The sequence below is a fragment of the Variovorax sp. 01N429 genome, from assembly GCF_056399425.1.
The window spans coordinates 22427-39163 of sequence record NZ_JBFTRG010000029.1 but is presented as its reverse complement, the minus strand read 5'-3'; the positions used below and the strand labels follow the sequence as shown (position 1 = coordinate 39163).

The 16737-nt window shown below is 63.9% G+C and carries 16 protein-coding genes; 9 read left to right on the top strand and 7 right to left on the bottom strand.

The window, feature by feature from the left end; translation table 11 throughout:
* The first annotated feature begins 443 nt into the window (after positions 1–443).
* Both AC1DSF_RS29350 and AC1DSF_RS29345 read left to right on the top strand, forming a co-directional pair.
* Positions 444–1109 (top strand): cysteine hydrolase family protein, encoded by a 666-nt coding sequence (locus AC1DSF_RS29350; RefSeq protein WP_478128845.1) that lies wholly within the window; start codon positions 444–446, stop codon positions 1107–1109.
* Between the two features lie 10 nt (positions 1110–1119).
* Complete coding sequence (locus AC1DSF_RS29345; RefSeq protein WP_478183962.1) at positions 1120–1866, top strand: GntR family transcriptional regulator; 747 nt, start codon at positions 1120–1122, stop codon at positions 1864–1866.
* A 19-nt stretch (positions 1867–1885) separates the two neighbouring features.
* Here AC1DSF_RS29345 and AC1DSF_RS29340 read toward each other — a convergent pair whose 3' ends face one another.
* Together AC1DSF_RS29340 and AC1DSF_RS29335 are read right to left on the bottom strand one after the other, a co-directional pair.
* Positions 1886–2848, bottom strand: a complete 963-nt coding sequence (locus tag AC1DSF_RS29340) for a tripartite tricarboxylate transporter substrate binding protein (RefSeq protein WP_478128843.1) — start codon at positions 2846–2848, stop codon at positions 1886–1888.
* 26 nt (positions 2849–2874) lie between these two features.
* Complete coding sequence (locus AC1DSF_RS29335) at positions 2875–4158, bottom strand: flavin-dependent oxidoreductase (RefSeq protein WP_478128842.1); 1284 nt, start codon at positions 4156–4158, stop codon at positions 2875–2877.
* Between the two features lie 119 nt (positions 4159–4277).
* On the opposite strand from AC1DSF_RS29335, the gene AC1DSF_RS29330 reads away from it, so the two are divergent.
* Positions 4278–5186, top strand: coding sequence for a LysR family transcriptional regulator (locus AC1DSF_RS29330; RefSeq protein ID WP_478128841.1), 909 nt, complete (start codon positions 4278–4280; stop codon positions 5184–5186).
* A 6-nt stretch (positions 5187–5192) separates the two neighbouring features.
* Here AC1DSF_RS29330 and AC1DSF_RS29325 read toward each other — a convergent pair whose 3' ends face one another.
* Positions 5193–5996, bottom strand: a complete 804-nt coding sequence (locus tag AC1DSF_RS29325; RefSeq protein WP_478128840.1) for an exodeoxyribonuclease III — start codon at positions 5994–5996, stop codon at positions 5193–5195.
* A gap of 14 nt (positions 5997–6010) precedes the next feature.
* On the opposite strand from AC1DSF_RS29325, the gene pyrE reads away from it, so the two are divergent.
* Both pyrE and AC1DSF_RS29315 read left to right on the top strand, forming a co-directional pair.
* The gene (pyrE, locus tag AC1DSF_RS29320) at positions 6011–6694 is read left to right on the top strand and encodes an orotate phosphoribosyltransferase (protein WP_478128839.1); all 684 of its coding nucleotides are present in this window, start codon (positions 6011–6013) and stop codon (positions 6692–6694) included.
* A 24-nt stretch (positions 6695–6718) separates the two neighbouring features.
* Positions 6719–7393, top strand: a complete 675-nt coding sequence (locus AC1DSF_RS29315) for a DUF4124 domain-containing protein (protein ID WP_478128838.1) — start codon at positions 6719–6721, stop codon at positions 7391–7393.
* Between the two features lie 233 nt (positions 7394–7626).
* Here the strand turns inward: AC1DSF_RS29315 and gatB are convergent, their stop codons facing one another.
* The 3 genes from gatB to gatC are packed head-to-tail and all read right to left on the bottom strand — an operon-like array spanning position 7627 to position 10916.
* The gene (gatB, locus tag AC1DSF_RS29310) at positions 7627–9114 is read right to left on the bottom strand and encodes an Asp-tRNA(Asn)/Glu-tRNA(Gln) amidotransferase subunit GatB (protein ID WP_478128837.1); all 1488 of its coding nucleotides are present in this window, start codon (positions 9112–9114) and stop codon (positions 7627–7629) included.
* Positions 9115–9129: 15 nt separating this feature from the next.
* On the bottom strand, positions 9130–10620 hold the full coding sequence (gatA, locus tag AC1DSF_RS29305) for an Asp-tRNA(Asn)/Glu-tRNA(Gln) amidotransferase subunit GatA (protein WP_478128836.1): 1491 nt from the start codon (positions 10618–10620) through the stop codon (positions 9130–9132).
* Positions 10617–10916 (bottom strand): Asp-tRNA(Asn)/Glu-tRNA(Gln) amidotransferase subunit GatC, encoded by a 300-nt coding sequence (gatC, locus tag AC1DSF_RS29300; protein ID WP_478128835.1) that lies wholly within the window; start codon positions 10914–10916, stop codon positions 10617–10619. The genes gatA and gatC overlap by 4 nt, the downstream gene beginning before the upstream one ends.
* Before the next feature lie 230 nt (positions 10917–11146).
* Here gatC and AC1DSF_RS29295 point away from each other — a divergent pair, with 230 nt between their 5' ends.
* The 4 genes from AC1DSF_RS29295 (at position 11147) to mrdA (ending at position 15822) form a co-directional block, all read left to right on the top strand.
* Positions 11147–12190 (top strand): rod shape-determining protein, encoded by a 1044-nt coding sequence (locus AC1DSF_RS29295; RefSeq protein WP_028249609.1) that lies wholly within the window; start codon positions 11147–11149, stop codon positions 12188–12190.
* Positions 12191–12264: 74 nt separating this feature from the next.
* Positions 12265–13251, top strand: a complete 987-nt coding sequence (gene mreC, locus AC1DSF_RS29290) for a rod shape-determining protein MreC (protein ID WP_478128834.1) — start codon at positions 12265–12267, stop codon at positions 13249–13251.
* Complete coding sequence (mreD, locus tag AC1DSF_RS29285) at positions 13248–13769, top strand: rod shape-determining protein MreD (protein WP_478128833.1); 522 nt, start codon at positions 13248–13250, stop codon at positions 13767–13769. Before mreC ends, mreD begins: the two co-directional genes overlap by 4 nt.
* 76 nt (positions 13770–13845) lie before the next feature.
* Positions 13846–15822, top strand: a complete 1977-nt coding sequence (mrdA, locus tag AC1DSF_RS29280; RefSeq protein WP_478128832.1) for a penicillin-binding protein 2 — start codon at positions 13846–13848, stop codon at positions 15820–15822.
* 36 nt (positions 15823–15858) lie between these two features.
* On the opposite strand, the gene AC1DSF_RS29275 is transcribed toward mrdA, so the two are convergent.
* Positions 15859–16617 (bottom strand): sulfite exporter TauE/SafE family protein, encoded by a 759-nt coding sequence (locus AC1DSF_RS29275; protein ID WP_478128831.1) that lies wholly within the window; start codon positions 16615–16617, stop codon positions 15859–15861.
* Positions 16618–16737 lie beyond the last annotated feature (120 nt).

Sequence of the window (16737 nt, the reverse complement as noted above, 5' to 3'; positions counted from 1 at the left end):
TCCCTGCAGTGCTCGACTCAGGCGGGGTCCGCGTGAAACTCGCTGCGCTCAGACACACGCGGCCCTGATCCGCCTGAGTCTGCGCGCTTCGGCGGCGCAGAAGKGTTGCACAGCCCGCACCGCATACCGGGCTCAGTGGTTGCGCTGGGGGCGCGCGCGCTTCGAGCGTCTGCAGCCTGCGAGTCCATCGCAGTGCGGGAAGCGGACAAATCACCCCCACCCTCTCAGCGGAGGCGGGCGGTGTGCCTTGGGCCGGCCGTTGAGGCACCGCCGAGCAGCGCAGCGGTACGCGGATCAGGGCTCGCGACTGTTTGAGCCGCAGGCGAGTTTGAGCGAGACCCCGCGTACCGTGAGCAGCGCAGGGCAGCCCGAAGGGCCGGTGACGTCGGCCGGCCCAAGGCACACCGTCCGCCTCCGCCACCCCACCCCATCGAAGGCATGAAATGCAAGTAGCCGCCGCGCCGTTCCCCTACGATTTCGACCTCCGGAAAACCGCCCTGGTCCTCATCGACATGCAGCGCGACTTCATAGAGCCGGGTGGCTTCGGCGAGAGCTTGGGCAACGACGTCTCGTTGCTTGAAGCCATCGTCCCGGCGACCAAGAAAACCCTCGAGGCCTGGCGAGATGCTGGCGGCCTTGTCGTTCACACCCGCGAGGCACACCGCCCGGATCTTTCCGATTGCCCACCGGCCAAGCGCAATCGCGGCAACCCGAGCTTGCGCATCGGCGATCAAGGACCCATGGGCCGAATCCTGGTGATGGGTGAGCCGGGCAGCCAGATCATCGACGCGCTCGCTCCCATCGAGGGAGAAATCGTTGTGGACAAACCCGGCAAGGGCGCGTTCTACGCGACCGGGCTGCACGAGATGCTTCGACGGCGCGGCATCACGCATCTGCTCTTCGGTGGCGTGACGACTGAAGTGTGCGTGCAGACCAGCATGCGTGAGGCCAATGATCGCGGCTACGACTGCCTTCTGCTTGAAGATTGCACCGAAAGCTACTTTCCCGCCTTCAAGGCGGCTGCGCTCGAAATGATTCGTGCGCAGGGTGCCATCGTCGGATGGACGGCTCCGAGTTCCTCGTTGCTTGCTGCGCTCGGCAAGCACTAACATCTGCCACGTGCCGACCGTTCGATCCCCCATCGCTCCATCGCAAGCCGCTTTGCATGAACCGGCGTTCCGTACGCGCGCGGATGAGGTCTATGCGCAACTCAAGCGTGACGTGGCCGAATTCAGCCTCGTGCCTGGCGATCGTTTTACCGAGAACGAAATCAGTGAGCGACTCGGCGTGTCGCGCACGCCGGTGCGGCAGGCGCTTTTCAGGCTTCAGCAGGAAGGCTTTGTCGAAGTTCTGTTTCGCAGCGGCTGGCGGGTGCTGCCATTCGACTTCGATCAGTTCGAGCAGTTGTATGACTTGCGGATGGTGCTGGAGACCACTGCGGTGCATCGCCTGTGCGAAAGCGATCATCGGGTCGATCGCAGCCTGCTCGACAGCCTCGCGGGCATCTGGCTCGTGYCCACTGCGCAGCGCAGCGCAGACACGGTGCAGGTCGCGCAGTGGGACGAGGCCTTTCACTGCTCGCTGGTCGAAGCAGCAGGCAACGCCGAAATGGCGCGCGTACACCGCGACGTGACCGACCGCATCCGCATCATTCGTCGGCTCGACTTCACGAAGCAGCCGCGTATCGACGCCACCTATGACGAGCACGCGAAGATCTTGAAGGCCATTCGCGCCAACCGTGGCGATCAGGCCGCCATGCTGCTGCGCGCGCACATCGAGACGAGTCAGTCGGAGGTGCGCAAGATCACGCTGCATGAAATGCACATGGCGAGGCACGCGGGCCGCGCCCGCCGGCCTGAGCGATGACCATCGACGCTGACTGCCGTCAGTCTGCCGTGATGCCGCCGCGCTGAACCACCTCGGCCCAGCGCTTCTCATCCTTCTTGATCAGCGCGCCGAATTCCTCAGGCGTCGATGACGCGGGCACCATGCCCTGTGCTTCGAAGGCTTTCGCGACTTCCGGTTGCTTGAGCACAGCGCCGATTTCCTTGTTGAGTCGTGCGACCACAGCGGGCGGCGTGCCCTTGGGTGCAAGCACCCCGTACCACATGTCGACGTTGCCGCCCTTGATGCCGGCTTCAGCGAGCGTCGGTACGTCCGGCAACTGGGGCAGGCGCTTTTCGCTGCCCGTGGCGATGGCCTTGAGTTTGCCGGCCTGGATGTGCTGCAGCGCGACATGCACGGGCAGGAACATGTAGTCGATGCGTCCGCCGAGCAGATCGGTCACGGCCCCGGCGGTGCCTTTGTAGGGCACGTGCAGCATTTCCGCGCCGGAGCTTTGCAGGAGCATCGCCATCGAGAGATGGTGCGGTGTGCCGACGCCCGGTGTGGCGTAGTTCAGCTTGCCCGGATTGGCCTTCGCAGCGGCCACCATCTGCGAAACGGAAGTGGTTTTTTGCACACTGGGGTTGGTCACCAGCAGCAACGTGCCCCATGACGTGAGAGACACCGGCGTGAAGTCGCTGACGGGGTCGTATGAGAGCGACTTGTACAGGCTCTTGTTCATCACCAGCGTGTTGACTTGCACCATGAGCGTGTAGCCGTCAGGCTTGGCGCGCGCCACTTTCTCGCTGCCGATGTTGCCGCTGGCGCCGGCGATGTTCTCGACAACGACCGGTTGGCCCAGCAACGCGGGAAGCCGAGCCGACAACTGCCGGGCGACGAGGTCGATGCCTGTGCCGGGCGTGTACGGCACGACGAGCGTGATCGGCTGATCGGGCCATGCATGGGCAGCGACAGCGCTGGCAGCCATGGCAAAGGCGCCAAGGAATCGGGTCAGTTTGCGCATGGTTGTCTCCTTCTGGTTCTCGAAAATCAAAGGTATGAAGGACGATTCTTCAGCGCGACCGGGTCGAAGCCGGCGACGCGCTTGTAGTTGTCCGAAATGGTTTGCAACTCTTGCTGCGTCACGAATTCGTCCAGTTGCTCGAAGCGCCGACCGCCGGTCCGTTCGAAGACTTCGCGAAGGATCGTGTCCGGTGGATTGCTGCGGTTGGTGAGCACGACGTTTGTGGTGGCTTTCACGCGCACGCGGTCGTAGTCCTCGAGGGCCGAGTTGCCCACGCCCCGCTTGTGCAGTGCGCCCGCGAGATAGCGTGCGTCGATGATGGCTTGGCCGGCGCCGTTGGATCCGCGCGGCACCATCGGATGCGCCGCATCGCCCAAAAGTGTGAGGCGCCCGTGCGTCCACTTCGGCAGAGGGTCCTGGTCGACCATTGGGTATTCGAGGATCGAGTCTGAAGAGCGGATAAGCGCCGGGATGTCGAGCCAATCGAAATGCCAGTTCTCGAACGCCGGCAGAAAGTCTTCGAGGCGGCCGGGGCGGCTCCAGTCCTGCAGCGCGGGCTTTGGCGCGTGGATTTCGGCGACCCAGTTGACCAGTTGGTTTCCCTGGCCGTCCACGTTGTTGCGGATCGGATAGATCACCATCTTTCCTTGATCGAGCCAGCCTGCGCGCACCATGCTCGCGCCCGACAGAAAGGGCTTGTGCACGGCCGTGCCGCGCCACATGTTGACGCCCGAATACCGCGGCGCGCCTTCATCGGGATAGAACTGATTGCGCAGCACCGAGTGAATGCCGTCGCAGCCCACCGCCACGGAGGCTCTCGCGCTGGCCAGTGGCGCCCCGTTCGGCGCAGTGAAACGCGCCGTGACGCCGGTGTCGTCCTGGTCCACGCCGGCGCAACGGTGGCCGCAGACCACGGAATCGGCGCCGAGGCGCTCCAGCGTGGCAGCGAGAAGGATGCTGTGAAGGTCGCCGCGATGGATCGAGTATTGCGGCCAGTCGTAGCCCGCCGCGCTGCCTGCCGCTTCGCGAAATGCCAGTTGCCCGTGCGAATTGAAAAAGATCGATTCCTGCGTGCGGACGCCCACGGCCTGGAGTGCGTCGGCCAGACCAAGCTCGGTCAGCTCGCGAACCGCGTGTGGCAAAAGGTTGATGCCGACACCCAGCGGCTTCAGTTCGGGCACCGCCTCGTACACGCGGCACGCGATGCCTGCCTGGTGCAGGCTCAGCGCCAAGGTCAAGCCGCCGATACCAGCCCCCAGCACGACTACTTCGGGTTGCTTGGTCATGCTCTTGCTTTTGCTCACGCTCATCCTTTTCTCCCTTGTCCCCTCCGGTGCCAACACCGACACCGGACTTCAAAAGGCGAATTAGACCGAGGCGATGATCATTTGGGAAATTTAGATGTCGTATGGATCTATCATGAAACCATATGAATCTGTCGGTCCGTCAGATGCGCGCCTTTCTTCATGTGGCCCGCATCGGAAACTTCACCCGAGCCGCCGAGCAAGCGCACATGACCCAGGCAGGGCTGAGCACTCTCGTGCGCGAGATGGAGCGCCAGCTCGGCTGTCGCCTGTTCGACCGCACCACGCGAATGGTGAGTCTGACGTCGGCCGGCCGCCGCTTGCTGCCGGTGGTCGAGCGCGTGGTCACCGATCTCGACGATGTCACCTCGCGGCTCGGCATCGAGGGCGATGCCGCTCGGCAGACTTTGCGCATCGCGGCAACGCCGCTGGTGTCGTCCAACCTGTTGCCGCAGGTGTTCCGTCAGTTTCGCGAGGACCACCCGTCGGTCAACCTGCGCCTCTTCGACGCCGACTTGCGCAACGTCGAAGAGCTGGTTGTCAGCGGCGAAGCGGACATGGGCCTGGGGTTTTTCTTCAAGGCGGCGCCAGAACTCGACCGGACGCCCGTGGGCCGCTTTCAGCTAATGCGCGTCGCGCCGGCCGAGTCGGAGGATGCTTCGTCGACCACGGGCACGGTGTCATGGTCGGCGCTGCGTTCCGCGGAGCTGCTGGCACTGCCGCAGAACAATCCAATCCAGAGAGTCATCGACGTTCATCTCGGCGCCATCGGCCGTGCCGATGCGCAGCAGCGGCAGTCGTTCAACTTCTTCGGCACGATGATCTCGATGGTCGAGGCGGGTTTCGGAACTGCCGTGATGCCCACCTTCGCGCTCGCGGCATGCCGCCGTCAACGGGTGCGTACGGATGTGCTGGTCAAGCCGAAGGTCGGCATGGATTTCTTTCGCATCACCAAGCGCGGCGCGTACGAAAGCGAAGCGATGCGGTCCTTCGGCGAAACGCTCGTCAAGGCGCTGCCGGCGCTCTCCCGATAGGCCTTGCTACAGCGCGAAGTCGTACTCGATCGTGATCGGCGCGTGATCGCTGAACTTCAGCGTCTTGAAGATCGATTCGTTGCGCGCGAACTTGGCAATCTGCGGTGTCGCGAGGTGGTAATCCAGCCGCCAGCCCACGTTCTTGGCATAGGCCTGCCCGCGGTTGCTCCACCATGTGTAGGCCTCTTCGGTCGTCTCGGGCTTGAGCATCCGGTAGACGTCCACCAGCCCGGCGCCTTCAGCGCCTGCGTCCAGCAGGTTGGTCATCCATGCGCGCTCTTCGGGCAGGAAGCCGCTGTTCTTCTGGTTGCCACGCCAGTTCTTCAGGTCGATTTCCTTGTGCGCGATATTGATGTCGCCGCAGAGCACGAATTCGCGCTCCCGCTTGAGCGCCACGAGATGCGGAAAGAAGCCCTTGAGGAATCGAAACTTCGCGGCTTGGCGCTCTTCGCCTGACGAGCCGCTCGGAAAGTAGCAGCTGATGATCGACAGCTTGCGTTGGGGCGTGTCGAAGCGCAATTCGAGATAGCGGCCTTCGGCGTCGAACTCGCGATCGCCCCAGCCCACGATGACGTCGCTCGGGGCATGCTTCGTATAGACCGCAGTGCCGGCGTAGCCCTTTTTTTCCGCGAAATGGAAGTAGCCCTTCAAGCCCGCCATTTCCTCGAACCTGCCTTCGATGTCGCTCGCTTGCACGCGGATTTCTTGCATGCAAATACAATCCGGCGCCAGTTCGGCCACCCAGTCGGCGACGCCTTTGGTGGCAGCCGATCGCAGGCCGTTGAGGTTGAGGCTGGTCAGTTTGAACACGAAGGACATTCCCTATGGCTGGAGAGATTGAAGAGGGCGGCGCACTGGCACAGGAGTTTGTGCAGTTCGCTCTGGAGTCGGGGGTGCTGCGCTTCGGTCAGTTCAAGACCAAGGCTGGCCGCATGAGCCCCTATTTCTTCAACGCGGGCTTGTTCGACGATGGCGCCAAGCTCGCGCGGCTCGCCGGATTCTATGCAGACCGCCTGATCGCCAGCGGGCTCGAATTCGACATGATCTTCGGCCCTGCGTACAAAGGCATTCCTCTTGGCGCCACATTGGCCGCTGAACTCGCGCGCCGCGGACGCAACGTGCCGTTTGCCTATAACCGCAAGGAAGCGAAGGACCACGGCGAGGGCGGCTCGCTCGTCGGTGCGCCGCTCAAGGGACGCGTGCTGATCGTCGACGACGTCATGTCTGCAGGCACTGCGGTGCGGGAGTCGATTGCTGCGATCCGGGCCGCCGGCGCGACCGCCCACGCGGTGGCGATCGCGCTCGATCGTCAAGAGAAGGCCACCGAGAACGGTCAGGACGTGGACCACAGCGCTGTGCAATATGTACGTAATCAGCTCGGACTGCACGTGATTGCGATCGCAACGCTGGACGACTTGTTACAGTACCTCTCAGGCCGCGCCGATGGCGAACTGGGCGCCCATCACCAGGCGGTGCTGGCATACAGGACTCGTTACGGCGCGCGGTGATTCAACCCGCCTGAAGGACTCACGTTGGCGAGAACCTATGCACTGATTGGATTCCTGGCGCTCACGCTGGTCATTGCCGGCGAAGTCCAGGCGCAACAAGCCGGCGCAGCGCGCTCGCCGGCCGGCGGCACTGGCGGCGCCGGCAGCAATGCCGGAATCTACAGTTGCGTCGATTCGCGAGGCCACACCATCACGGCGGACCGGCCTATTCCCGACTGCATCGACCGGGAGCAGCGCGAACTGAACCCGAGTGGCACGATACGGCGCAAGGTCGAACCGACCTACACACCCCGCGAGCAGGCAGAGCGCGAAGAGCGCGAGCGCCAGGCGCAGCTCCTGGCGTCACGCCAGATCGAAGAACGGCGGCGCGAACGTGCATTGCTGATCCGTTATCCCAATGCGGCTGCGCACAACCGGGAGCGCGCCGAGGCGCTGGTGCAGATCGACGCCGTGATCCTGGCCGCCAAAAAGCGCCTCAGCGAACTGGCCGACGAGCGCAAGAGAGTCGATGAGGAACTCGAGTTCTACAAGGCCGATCCGTCCAAGGCACCGGGCTCGATTCGCCGCAAGGCCGAAGACAACGCAAGGAGCGTCGAGGTGCAGAACCGGTTCATTGCGGAACAGGAAGAAGAGAAGAAGCGCGTCAATGCGCGCTTCGATGAAGAGTTGGCTCGGCTTAAGCCCCTCTGGAAAACGTAACTCGCCCCCAGGCTCGCGCACTTCGTGTCGCTCTCCACCCCCTGACCGGGGGCAACCCCGGTGGCCCGGCGAAGCCGGTTCCACGGGGTTCCTGTTGCTCGCCCCCAGGCTATGCGCACTTCGTGTCGCTTCGCCTACCCCCTACCGGGGGCAACACCAGCGGCCCGGCGGAGCCGGTTCCGCGGTGTTTCGCGAAGAAGGGCTCACGTTTTATGCGCGCCGCGGCTGACTCACTAGCCTAGCTTGGCTTTCAGGAGGGCGTTGACTTGGGCGGGGTTGGCTTTGCCCTGGCTGGCTTTCATGACTTGGCCCACGAGGGCGTTGAAGGCCTTGTCCTTGCCGGCGCGGTATTCGTCGATGTTCTTCTGGTTGGAGGCGAGGACGGTTTCGATGATTTTTTCGAGGGCGCTGGTGTCGCTCATCTGCTTCAGGCCCTTGGCTTCGATCACCGCGTCGACGTCCTGCCCCTCGCCGGTCCAGAGGGTGTCGAATACCTGGCGTGCAGCGTTGTTCGATACGGTGCCGTCGCTGATTCGCTGGATGAGTTTTGCCAGTTGCGCCGCGCTCACGGGGGCTTCGGTGATGGCGATGTCCTGCTGGTTCAGGCGGCGGGCGATTTCGCCGGTGATCCAGTTGCTGGCCAGTTTGGGTGAGGCGCCGGCGCTCGCGGCGTCGTCGAAGTAACGTGCGAGCGCCGGGCTTTGGGTGAGCTGGGTGGCGTCGTACTCGGACAGGCCGTGCGCCTGCACGTAGCGTTCGGCCATCGCGCGAGGCAATTCGGGCATCTCCGCGCGAACGCGCTCGATCCATTCGGCGGCGATCGCAAGCGGTGGAAGGTCGGGATCGGGGAAGTAGCGGTAGTCGGCCGCGTCTTCCTTGGTTCGCATGGCGCGTGTTTCGCCCGTATCGGGGTCGAAGAGCACTGTCGCCTGCTGGATCTCGCGGCCGTCTTCGATCTCTTCGATCTGCCAGCGGATCTCGTAGTCGATCGCCTGTTGCATGAACTTGAAGCTGTTCAGGTTCTTGATCTCGCGGCGCGTGCCCAGCGGGTCGCCGGGCCTGCGGACGGAGACATTCGCGTCGCAGCGGAAGCTGCCTTCCTGCATGTTGCCGTCGCAGATACCGATCCAGGTCACGATCTTGTGCAATTCGCGTGCGTAGGCGACGGCTTCGGCGGTCGAGCGCATGTCGGGTTCAGTCACGATTTCCAGCAGCGGCGTGCCGGCGCGATTCAGGTCGATACCCGACTGACCGATGAAATCTTCGTGCAGCGACTTGCCCGCATCTTCCTCGAGATGGGCGCGTACCAGTCGCACCGTCTTCTTTTCATCGCCGAGGAAGAAGCTCACCGAGCCGCCCTGCACGACGGGGATCTCGAACTGGCTGATCTGATAGCCCTTGGGCAGATCGGGATAGAAGTAGTTCTTGCGCGCGAACACGCTGCGAGGCGCAATGTGCGAGCCCAGCGCCAGGCCGAGCTTGATGGCGCGTTCGACCGCGCCTTTGTTCATCACCGGAAGCGTGCCGGGCAGCGCGAGGTCGACCGCGCACGCTTGCGTGTTCGGCTCCGCGCCGAAGGCCGTCGATGCGCGGCTGAAGATCTTGGATGCGGTGGACAGTTGCGCGTGGGTCTCGAAGCCGATGATGACTTCATAGCCGCGCACCAGCGGCCCTGTCGGACGTCCGCTCTGCGCGGCTTCGAAAGTGTTGATTTCGCTCATGTCAATTCTTCGCCATCAATAGCCGGCCGGTGCGCGCTGGTGCCAGTCGGTGGCCTGCTGGAAGCGGTGTGCCGCGTTGAGCAACCGGGCCTCGTCGCAATAGTTGCCGATCAGTTGCAGGCCGACCGGCATGCCACCGTCGAAGCCGGCCGGAACGCTCATGCCGGGCAGGCCCGCCAACGATGCGGGCAGCGTGAAGATGTCTGCGAGATAGTCCGCCACGGGGTCGCCGCCATGCTCGCCGAGCTTCCAGGCGACCGTAGGTGCCGCGGGACCGACAATGACGTCGCATTGCCTGAACGCCTGCTGGAAGTCGTCCGCGATCATGCGGCGCACCTTCTGGGCTTGCAGGTAATAGGCGTCGTAATAGCCGTGCGACAGCACGTAGGTGCCGATCATGATGCGCCGCTTGACTTCGTCGCCGAACCCTTCTTCGCGCGTCTTGCCGTACATGTCGGCGAGGTCCCGGTAGTCCTTGGCGCGATGGCCGAACTTGACGCCATCGAATCGGCTCAGGTTACTCGATGCCTCGGCGGCCGCAATGATGTAGTAGACGGGGATGGAAAGCTCTGTGCGCGGCAGCGTGATCTCCATGCGGCGAGCGCCCAGCTTTTCGTACTCGGCGAGCGCCGATTCGATGGCTGCGCGCACACCAGGAGCGACGCCGTCGCCAAGGAATTCCTTGGGTACGCCGATGCGAAGGCCTTCAAGCGATTCGTCCAGGCGAAGCGAAAAATCTTCGGCGGGGCGATCGAGTGATGTGGAGTCGCGGTCCGGGTCGGGTCCGCACATCGCGGAGAGCAGCAGTGCGCAGTCGGCCGCCGACCTTGCCATCGGACCAGCCTGGTCGAGGCTCGAGGCAAACGCCACCATTCCATAGCGCGAAGCGCGGCCGTAGGTCGGCTTGATGCCGGTGATGCCGCAGAACGAGGCGGGCTGGCGGATCGAACCGCCGGTGTCAGTGCCCGTAGCAGCCGGCGCCAGCCGTGCCGCCACCACGGCGGCGCTGCCACCCGACGAGCCACCGGGAATGCGGGTGGGATCCCATGGATTGCGCACCGGCACCGCATGATCAAAGCCGACAGCGGGTACGGCCACGTTCTCGTTGGCCGAACCCATTGCGAATTCGTCGCAGCTCAGCTTGCCGAGCGTGACTGCGCCGGCCTCGGCGAGGCGCCGCACCACGGTGGCGTCAAAAGGCGATCGATAGCCCGAGAGGATGCGCGAGCCTGCACTCGTGGGCAGGTCGGCGGTGACGAAGATGTCCTTGTGGGCGATCGGCACGCCCGTTAGCGCGCCAGCTTGGCCGGCCGCGATCTTTGCGTCGGCGGCGCGCGCCTGGACCATGGTCACTTCTTCGTCGATGGCGACAAAGGCACCCAGTTCCTTGTGTTGCGCGATGCGTGCCAGATGCTCGGTGGCGGCTTCGACGGCGGACACCTTGCGATCGCGCAGCGCCTTGGCGAGCTCGGTCACGCTCAATTGATGCAACGGGGCGGCGCTCATTCGATCACCTTGGGGACCAGGAACAGGCCGTTCTCCACGGCCGGCGCGCTGCGCTGGTTGGCTTCGCGATTGTTGGGCTCGGTCACGGCGTCTTCGGCCAGCCGGAGGGTCACGTCCTCGATGGTCGCAACGGGGTGGGCGAGTGGCTCGACGCCGGTGGTGTCGACGGCACGCATTTGTTCGACGAGGTCGAAGAAGCCATTGATCTGGCCGCGCATGCGTTCGCTTTCATCGGGAGCCAGTTGGAGCCGCGCGAGGGACGCGATGCGCGCGATATCGGAAGTGGTGAGGGACATCGGAGAAAGAAGCCTTGGCGAACGTGAAAACGAGGCCCATGGCACCCTGTAAAAGGTGCGCCAAAACGCTAGGAGCGTCAAGGGATTCGGTTATTATCCCGCCTTTGCCGCAACCCCCCGCGACCGCGGCGGCATTTGCCGCAAAAACGTTTCAAGCCACCCCGTCAAAAACGACCCAGCAAGAGGGCGACGGCTGCCGACGCGCATGCCGTGCTCCAGAGGATTCCACAATGTTTGGAGCTTTCCGTCGGTACTTCTCTACCGACCTCGCGATCGACCTTGGCACCGCGAACACCCTGATCTTCGCTCGCAACAAGGGCATCGTCCTTGACGAGCCTTCGGTCGTCGCCATCCGCCATGAAGGCGGTCCGCACGGCAAGAAGGTGATCCAGGCGGTCGGCCGCGAAGCCAAGGCCATGCTGGGCAAGGTGCCCGGCAACATCGAAGCCATTCGCCCGATGAAGGACGGCGTGATCGCCGATTTCGTGATCACCGAGCAGATGATCAAGCAGTTCATCAAGATGGTGCACCCGCGATCGCTGCTCACGCCCAGCCCGCGCATCATCATCTGCGTGCCCTGCGGTTCGACCCAGGTCGAGCGCCGCGCCATCAAGGACGCGGCCGAAGCCGCTGGCGCCACGTCGGTCTATCTCATCGAAGAACCCATGGCCGCCGCGATCGGTGCCGGCCTGCCGGTTTCCGAAGCCAGCGGCTCGATGGTCGTCGACATTGGCGGCGGTACGACCGAAGTCGGCGTCATCTCGCTAGGCGGCATGGTCTACAAGGGCAGTGTCCGAGTCGGCGGAGACCGCTTCGACGAGGCCATCATCAATTACATCCGCCGCAATTACGGCATGCTGATCGGCGAGCCGACGGCTGAAGTCATCAAGAAGAGCATCGGCTCGGCTTTCCCTGGCTCCGAAGTCAAGGAAATGGAAGTCAAGGGCCGCAACCTCAGCGAAGGCGTGCCGCGCAGCTTCACGATCAGCAGCAACGAAGTGCTCGAAGCGCTGACCGATCCGCTCAACAACATCGTTTCCGCCGTCAAGAACGCACTGGAGCAAACGCCTCCGGAATTGGGCGCCGACATTGCCGAGCGCGGAATGATGCTCACCGGCGGCGGCGCACTCTTGCGCGACCTCGACCGGCTGCTGGCCGAAGAGACCGGCCTGCCCGTCCTCGTGGCCGAAGATCCGCTGACTTGCGTGGTGCGAGGCTGCGGCATCGCTTTGGAACGCATGGACCGGCTCGGAAGCATCTTTACCAGCGAATAATGCGGCTGTTGCGCAAATGGCCGGCCCGCGTCTGCGCAGGGCCGGCTTTTTCAATTTAAGGCACTCTTCTCGTCATGCCGCTCGGGACGCTAGATCGCACCGCGCCGCCCTTGTTCAACCAGGGGCCTTCGGCGCTCAGCAAGCTGATCTTCTTCAGCGCGCTTGCGCTGTTCCTGATGGTGGCCGACGCGCGCTTCAACATCGTGCAGCCGGTGCGAACCGGCATCGGCGCCGTGCTTTATCCGATCCAATGGCTTGCGCTGAAGCCGGTGCAACTCGTCGCCGGTGGGGGACGCTACCTCGAAGACCTGCAGACCGCGCAAAACAACGAGGCAGAGGCGCGCAAGGCGCTCGCGCTGCAGTCGGAGCGGGCAAGCCAGGCGGACACGCTCGCCAAGGAGAATGCGCGACTGCGCGCGATGCTCGAACTGCGCCAGACCACGCAGACTCCGGGCCGGGTGGCAGAGGTGCTTTATGACACTGCCGACCCCTACACCCGCAAGTTGATCATCGACCAGGGGCTGAGCAGCGGCATCGCTGCGGGCTCACCTGTGATCGACGAGAACGGCGTGCTCGGCCAGGTCACGCAGGTGCAACCGTTCACGAGCGAGGTCACGCTGGTGATCGACCGCGACCTTTCCATTCCCGTGCAGAACACGCGCACCGGCGCCCGAAGCGTTGCCTTCGGCGATGCCAGCGCGCACGGGGGCGGACTTGAACTGCGTTTCATCGCGGCGAATGCGGATGTGCAGGAAGGCGACGTCCTCACGACCAGCGGGGTCGATGGCGTTTACCCGCCCGGGCTGCCCGTCGCCAAGATCGACCGCATCGAGCGCCGTGCCGAATCCGCCTTTGCGCGCATTCACAGTGCGCCCGTCGGACACGTGAGCTCTGCGCGCTATGTGCTCGTGCTGGCACCCGCGGGCGTGCTGGCCTTGCCGCGGCCGGCCCCCGTCGCGCCCGCAGCAGCCGCCGCCGCCAAGAAGAAGGCGGACAAGGCCGATGCCAAGGCGGACGCCAAGGCAGACAAAGGCGACAAGAAAGAGAGGCGCACGCGATGATCATGCGCCCAGGTCAGCAGCAGCTGCTGCTGCCCGTCAGCCCATTGTTCATGTGGGCGAGCCTCGTCGTCGCGCTCCTGATCAACATGGTGCCGATCGGCCGGGCTGCATGGACGCCCGACCTGCTGGCACTGGTGATCGTGTTCTGGAGCGTGCATCAGCCTGCTCGCATCGGCATCGGGGCTGCTTTCGTGTTCGGCCTTCTGATGGACGTGCACCAGTCGGCCATGCTCGGGCAGCACGCGCTGTCATACACGACGCTCGGTTTCTTCGCGATCATGATCCACCGCCGGCTCCTGTGGTTTCCCGTGGTATCGCAAGCGCTGCAGGTGCTGCCGCTCTTCGCGGTGTCCCACCTCATCGAGCTCGCGATCCGGATGATCGGCGGCGGCGTGTTCCCCGGCTGGACGCTGCTGATCGCGCCGGTCATCGAGGCAGTGCTCTGGCCTTTCGTGAGCCTCCTCCTGCTGGCGCCGCAGCGCCGCGCGCCTGAACCCGACGCAAACCGGCCGCTCTAGATGAAGTTGCCTGCGCCAGTGAACTTCGAGGTGAGCAATTGCTTTCGTTCTTGCTCCCGTCTAAGCTGATCCAGTCATGACCGAAATCAGAAACGTCGCCGCCGACCTCTCGCGCTTCAAGCGCCGGGTAGTCGTGATCGGCCTCGTGGTGCTGACGTGTTTCGGCCTTCTTTGCATGCGGCTGGTCTATCTGCAGGTGGTGCGCCATGAAGATTTGGCGGAGCAGGCTGAGAGCAATCGGACCGCCATCGTTCCCGTGGTGCCCAATCGCGGCCTGATTCTGGATCGCAACGGCATCGTGCTGGCTTCGAACTATTCAGCCTATACGCTCGAAATCACGCCTTCGAAGGTCGGCAACCTCGAAGAAACCATCGACAGCCTTGGTGAGGTTCTGGAGATTTCGCCGCGCGACCGGCGCCGGTTCAAGCGCCTGCGCGAAGACTCGCGCAGTTTTGATTCGGTGCCGATTCGCACGCGCCTGAGCGACGAGGAAGTCGCCCGCTTTGCCGCGCAGCGCTATCGCTTCCCGGGCGTTGAAATCAAGGCGCGCTTGTTCCGAAACTACCCGAACGGCGAACTGGCAAGCCATGTGCTGGGCTATATCGGCCGCATCAACCAGGCCGAAAAGACGGCCATGGAAGATTGGGAGGACGAGGACCTGGCCAACTACAAGGGCACCGAGTACATCGGAAAACTCGGCATCGAACAGAGCTACGAAAAAACGCTGCACGGCCAGACCGGTGTCGAGCAGATGGAAACGTCGGCGGGCGGCCGCGCGGTGCGGCGGCTTGCGGCGCATCCCGCAACGCCGGGCAACACCGTCATGCTCTCGATCGACATCAAGCTGCAGAAGCTGGTGGAGGACATGTTCGGTGACCGGCGTGGAGCGCTGGTCGCTATCGACCCCAGGACCGGGGAAATCCTGGCTTTCGTGAGCAAGCCGACCTTCGATCCGAATCTTTTCGTGGAAGGGATCGACACCGAAAGCTGGAAGGAGCTCAGTGAGTCGATCGACAAGCCATTGCTCAATCGCGCGCTGCGGGGCACCTATCCGCCGGGCTCGACCTACAAGCCCTTCATGGCGCTGGCTGCGCTGCAGACCGGCAAACGCGGTCCGAGCGTGGTGGTCAATGACCCGGGTTATTTCAATTTCGGGGGCCACCGCTTCGGCAGTCCCGAAGGCAACATCGGCGGTGTCGACATGCGGCGCGCGATCCAACTGTCGAGCAATATCTATTTCTACTCGCTGGCCAATGAAATGGGCGTGGACCTGATCCACGATTCGATGAAGCCGCTGGGATTCGGACAGATCACCGGCATCGACATCGGCGGCGAGGTGCGCGGCGTGCTGCCGAGCACCGAATGGAAGCGCAATGCCTACAAGCGCCCCGAGCAGAAGAAGTGGTATGCGGGTGAAACGATTTCGCTGGGCATCGGACAAGGCTACAACGCGTTCACGATGCTGCAGCTGGCGCAGGCGACCTCCATCGTCGCGAACGGCGGCTTGAAGCACAAGCCGCATCTGGCGCTCGCTGTGCGCGACACGGTGACCGGACAGGTCAAGCCGGTCGAACAGCCGCCGGCTGAGAACATTGGCCTCACGAGCGCGAACATCGGCGTGGTGCGCGACGGCCTGGTTGCCGTTGTGACCGCCGGTACGGCACGGGGTGTGTTTGCTGGCGCTGGCTACCAGGCCGCCGGCAAGACGGGTACGGCGCAGGCCGTGACCCAGGCGCAGAACACGAAGTACAACGCCAAGGCACTTGAAGAGCACCAGCGCGATCACGCGCTCTTCATGGCCTTTGCGCCGGTGAATGATCCGAAGATCGCGGTGGCGGTCGTTGTCGAGAATGCCGGCTGGGGCGCAGGCGCGGCGGCGCCTCTTGCGCGCCGGGTATTCGATTACTGGTTGATGAATCAGTATCCGAGCGAGGCCGATCTCGCCGCCATCCAGGTCGGCAAGGCCACCGCTCCGATCGGCAAGCCGCGCGTCGCCAGCGAGGTCGCATGGCCTGCCGACGGCTCTCCCGCTCCGGCGTCAGCGGCTCCCTGAGATCGCAAGCCGACCCGCAGGCTTCAACGCGGGAGCTCAGCGCAGAAAAGCGTCGTATGCGGTTTTCAGGATGAGCACGCTCACCACCCCGATAAAAACCTTTCGGACGAAACCCGCGCCATGCTTGATCGCGACGCGAGCGCCGATCACGCTTCCAGCGACGTTCGCGACCGCCATCACCAGGCCGTAGCGCCATATCACGTGTCCCTTGAGGCCGAGCAGCAGCAGGGCGCCCAGGTTGGTCATCGTGTTCAGCAGCTTGGCCGACGCAGCCGCATTCAGAAAGTCGTAACCGAGCCAGCGCACGAAGACGAAGACGAAAAAGCTCCCGGTGCCGGGGCCGAAGAATCCGTCGTAGACCCCGAGGGTGAAGCCGATCAGCGCTGTTGCAGCCAACTCTGCTCGGCCACTGAAGTTCGGCGCATGGTGATGGCCCATGTCCTTGCGCGCGAGGGTATAGAGAAGCAGCACCACCAGAATGATGGGGAGCAGCTTGCGCAGGAAATCGCCTGGCACCACCGTCACGCCCCATGCGCCGACCAGTGCGCCGGAAAAGGCGAGGGCGGCAGCGGGAATCAAGGTGCGCCAGCGCAGCCCGACCCGATGATGAAACTGCGCAGTGGCCGCGGCTGTGCCCCAGACCGAGGCGCTCTTGTTGGTGCCGAGCAAGGTGGCCGGCGCAGCGCCAGGAAGCACGCTGAACAGTGCCGGCACCAGGATCAATCCGCCTCCGCCAACGATCGAATCGACAAAGCCCGCGAACAGCGAGGCCAGGGTGAGCACCAGAATTTCCATGAGAGGGACCAAAAGAAAAGGCGCCGACCAGCGGCGCCTTGTTCAAAAAAACGGCATCTCGTCCGGATGCCTTTTGTCGATTGTTCTGATTCTACGAAAGATGTCTCCTCGGTCCCCCGC

What these genes read in the sequence shown, in the direction of transcription:
- mrdA (WP_478128832.1), top strand. Translation starts at nt 13,846, where the DNA reads ATGACCGAAATCAGAAACGTCGCCGCCGACCTCTCGCGCTTCAAGCGC.
- AC1DSF_RS29340 (WP_478128843.1), bottom strand. Translation starts at nt 2,848, where the DNA reads ATGCGCAAACTGACCCGATTCCTTGGCGCCTTTGCCATGGCTGCCAGC.
- AC1DSF_RS29335 (WP_478128842.1), bottom strand. Translation starts at nt 4,158, where the DNA reads ATGAGCGTGAGCAAAAGCAAGAGCATGACCAAGCAACCCGAAGTAGTC.
- AC1DSF_RS29295 (WP_028249609.1), top strand. Translation starts at nt 11,147, where the DNA reads ATGTTTGGAGCTTTCCGTCGGTACTTCTCTACCGACCTCGCGATCGAC.
- gatC (WP_478128835.1), bottom strand. Translation starts at nt 10,916, where the DNA reads ATGTCCCTCACCACTTCCGATATCGCGCGCATCGCGTCCCTCGCGCGG.
- gatB (WP_478128837.1), bottom strand. Translation starts at nt 9,114, where the DNA reads ATGAGCGAAATCAACACTTTCGAAGCCGCGCAGAGCGGACGTCCGACA.
- pyrE (WP_478128839.1), top strand. Translation starts at nt 6,011, where the DNA reads ATGGCTGGAGAGATTGAAGAGGGCGGCGCACTGGCACAGGAGTTTGTG.
- AC1DSF_RS29350 (WP_478128845.1), top strand. Translation starts at nt 444, where the DNA reads ATGCAAGTAGCCGCCGCGCCGTTCCCCTACGATTTCGACCTCCGGAAA.
- gatA (WP_478128836.1), bottom strand. Translation starts at nt 10,620, where the DNA reads ATGAGCGCCGCCCCGTTGCATCAATTGAGCGTGACCGAGCTCGCCAAG.
- mreD (WP_478128833.1), top strand. Translation starts at nt 13,248, where the DNA reads ATGATCATGCGCCCAGGTCAGCAGCAGCTGCTGCTGCCCGTCAGCCCA.
- AC1DSF_RS29275 (WP_478128831.1), bottom strand. Translation starts at nt 16,617, where the DNA reads ATGGAAATTCTGGTGCTCACCCTGGCCTCGCTGTTCGCGGGCTTTGTC.
- AC1DSF_RS29330 (WP_478128841.1), top strand. Translation starts at nt 4,278, where the DNA reads ATGAATCTGTCGGTCCGTCAGATGCGCGCCTTTCTTCATGTGGCCCGC.
- mreC (WP_478128834.1), top strand. Translation starts at nt 12,265, where the DNA reads ATGCCGCTCGGGACGCTAGATCGCACCGCGCCGCCCTTGTTCAACCAG.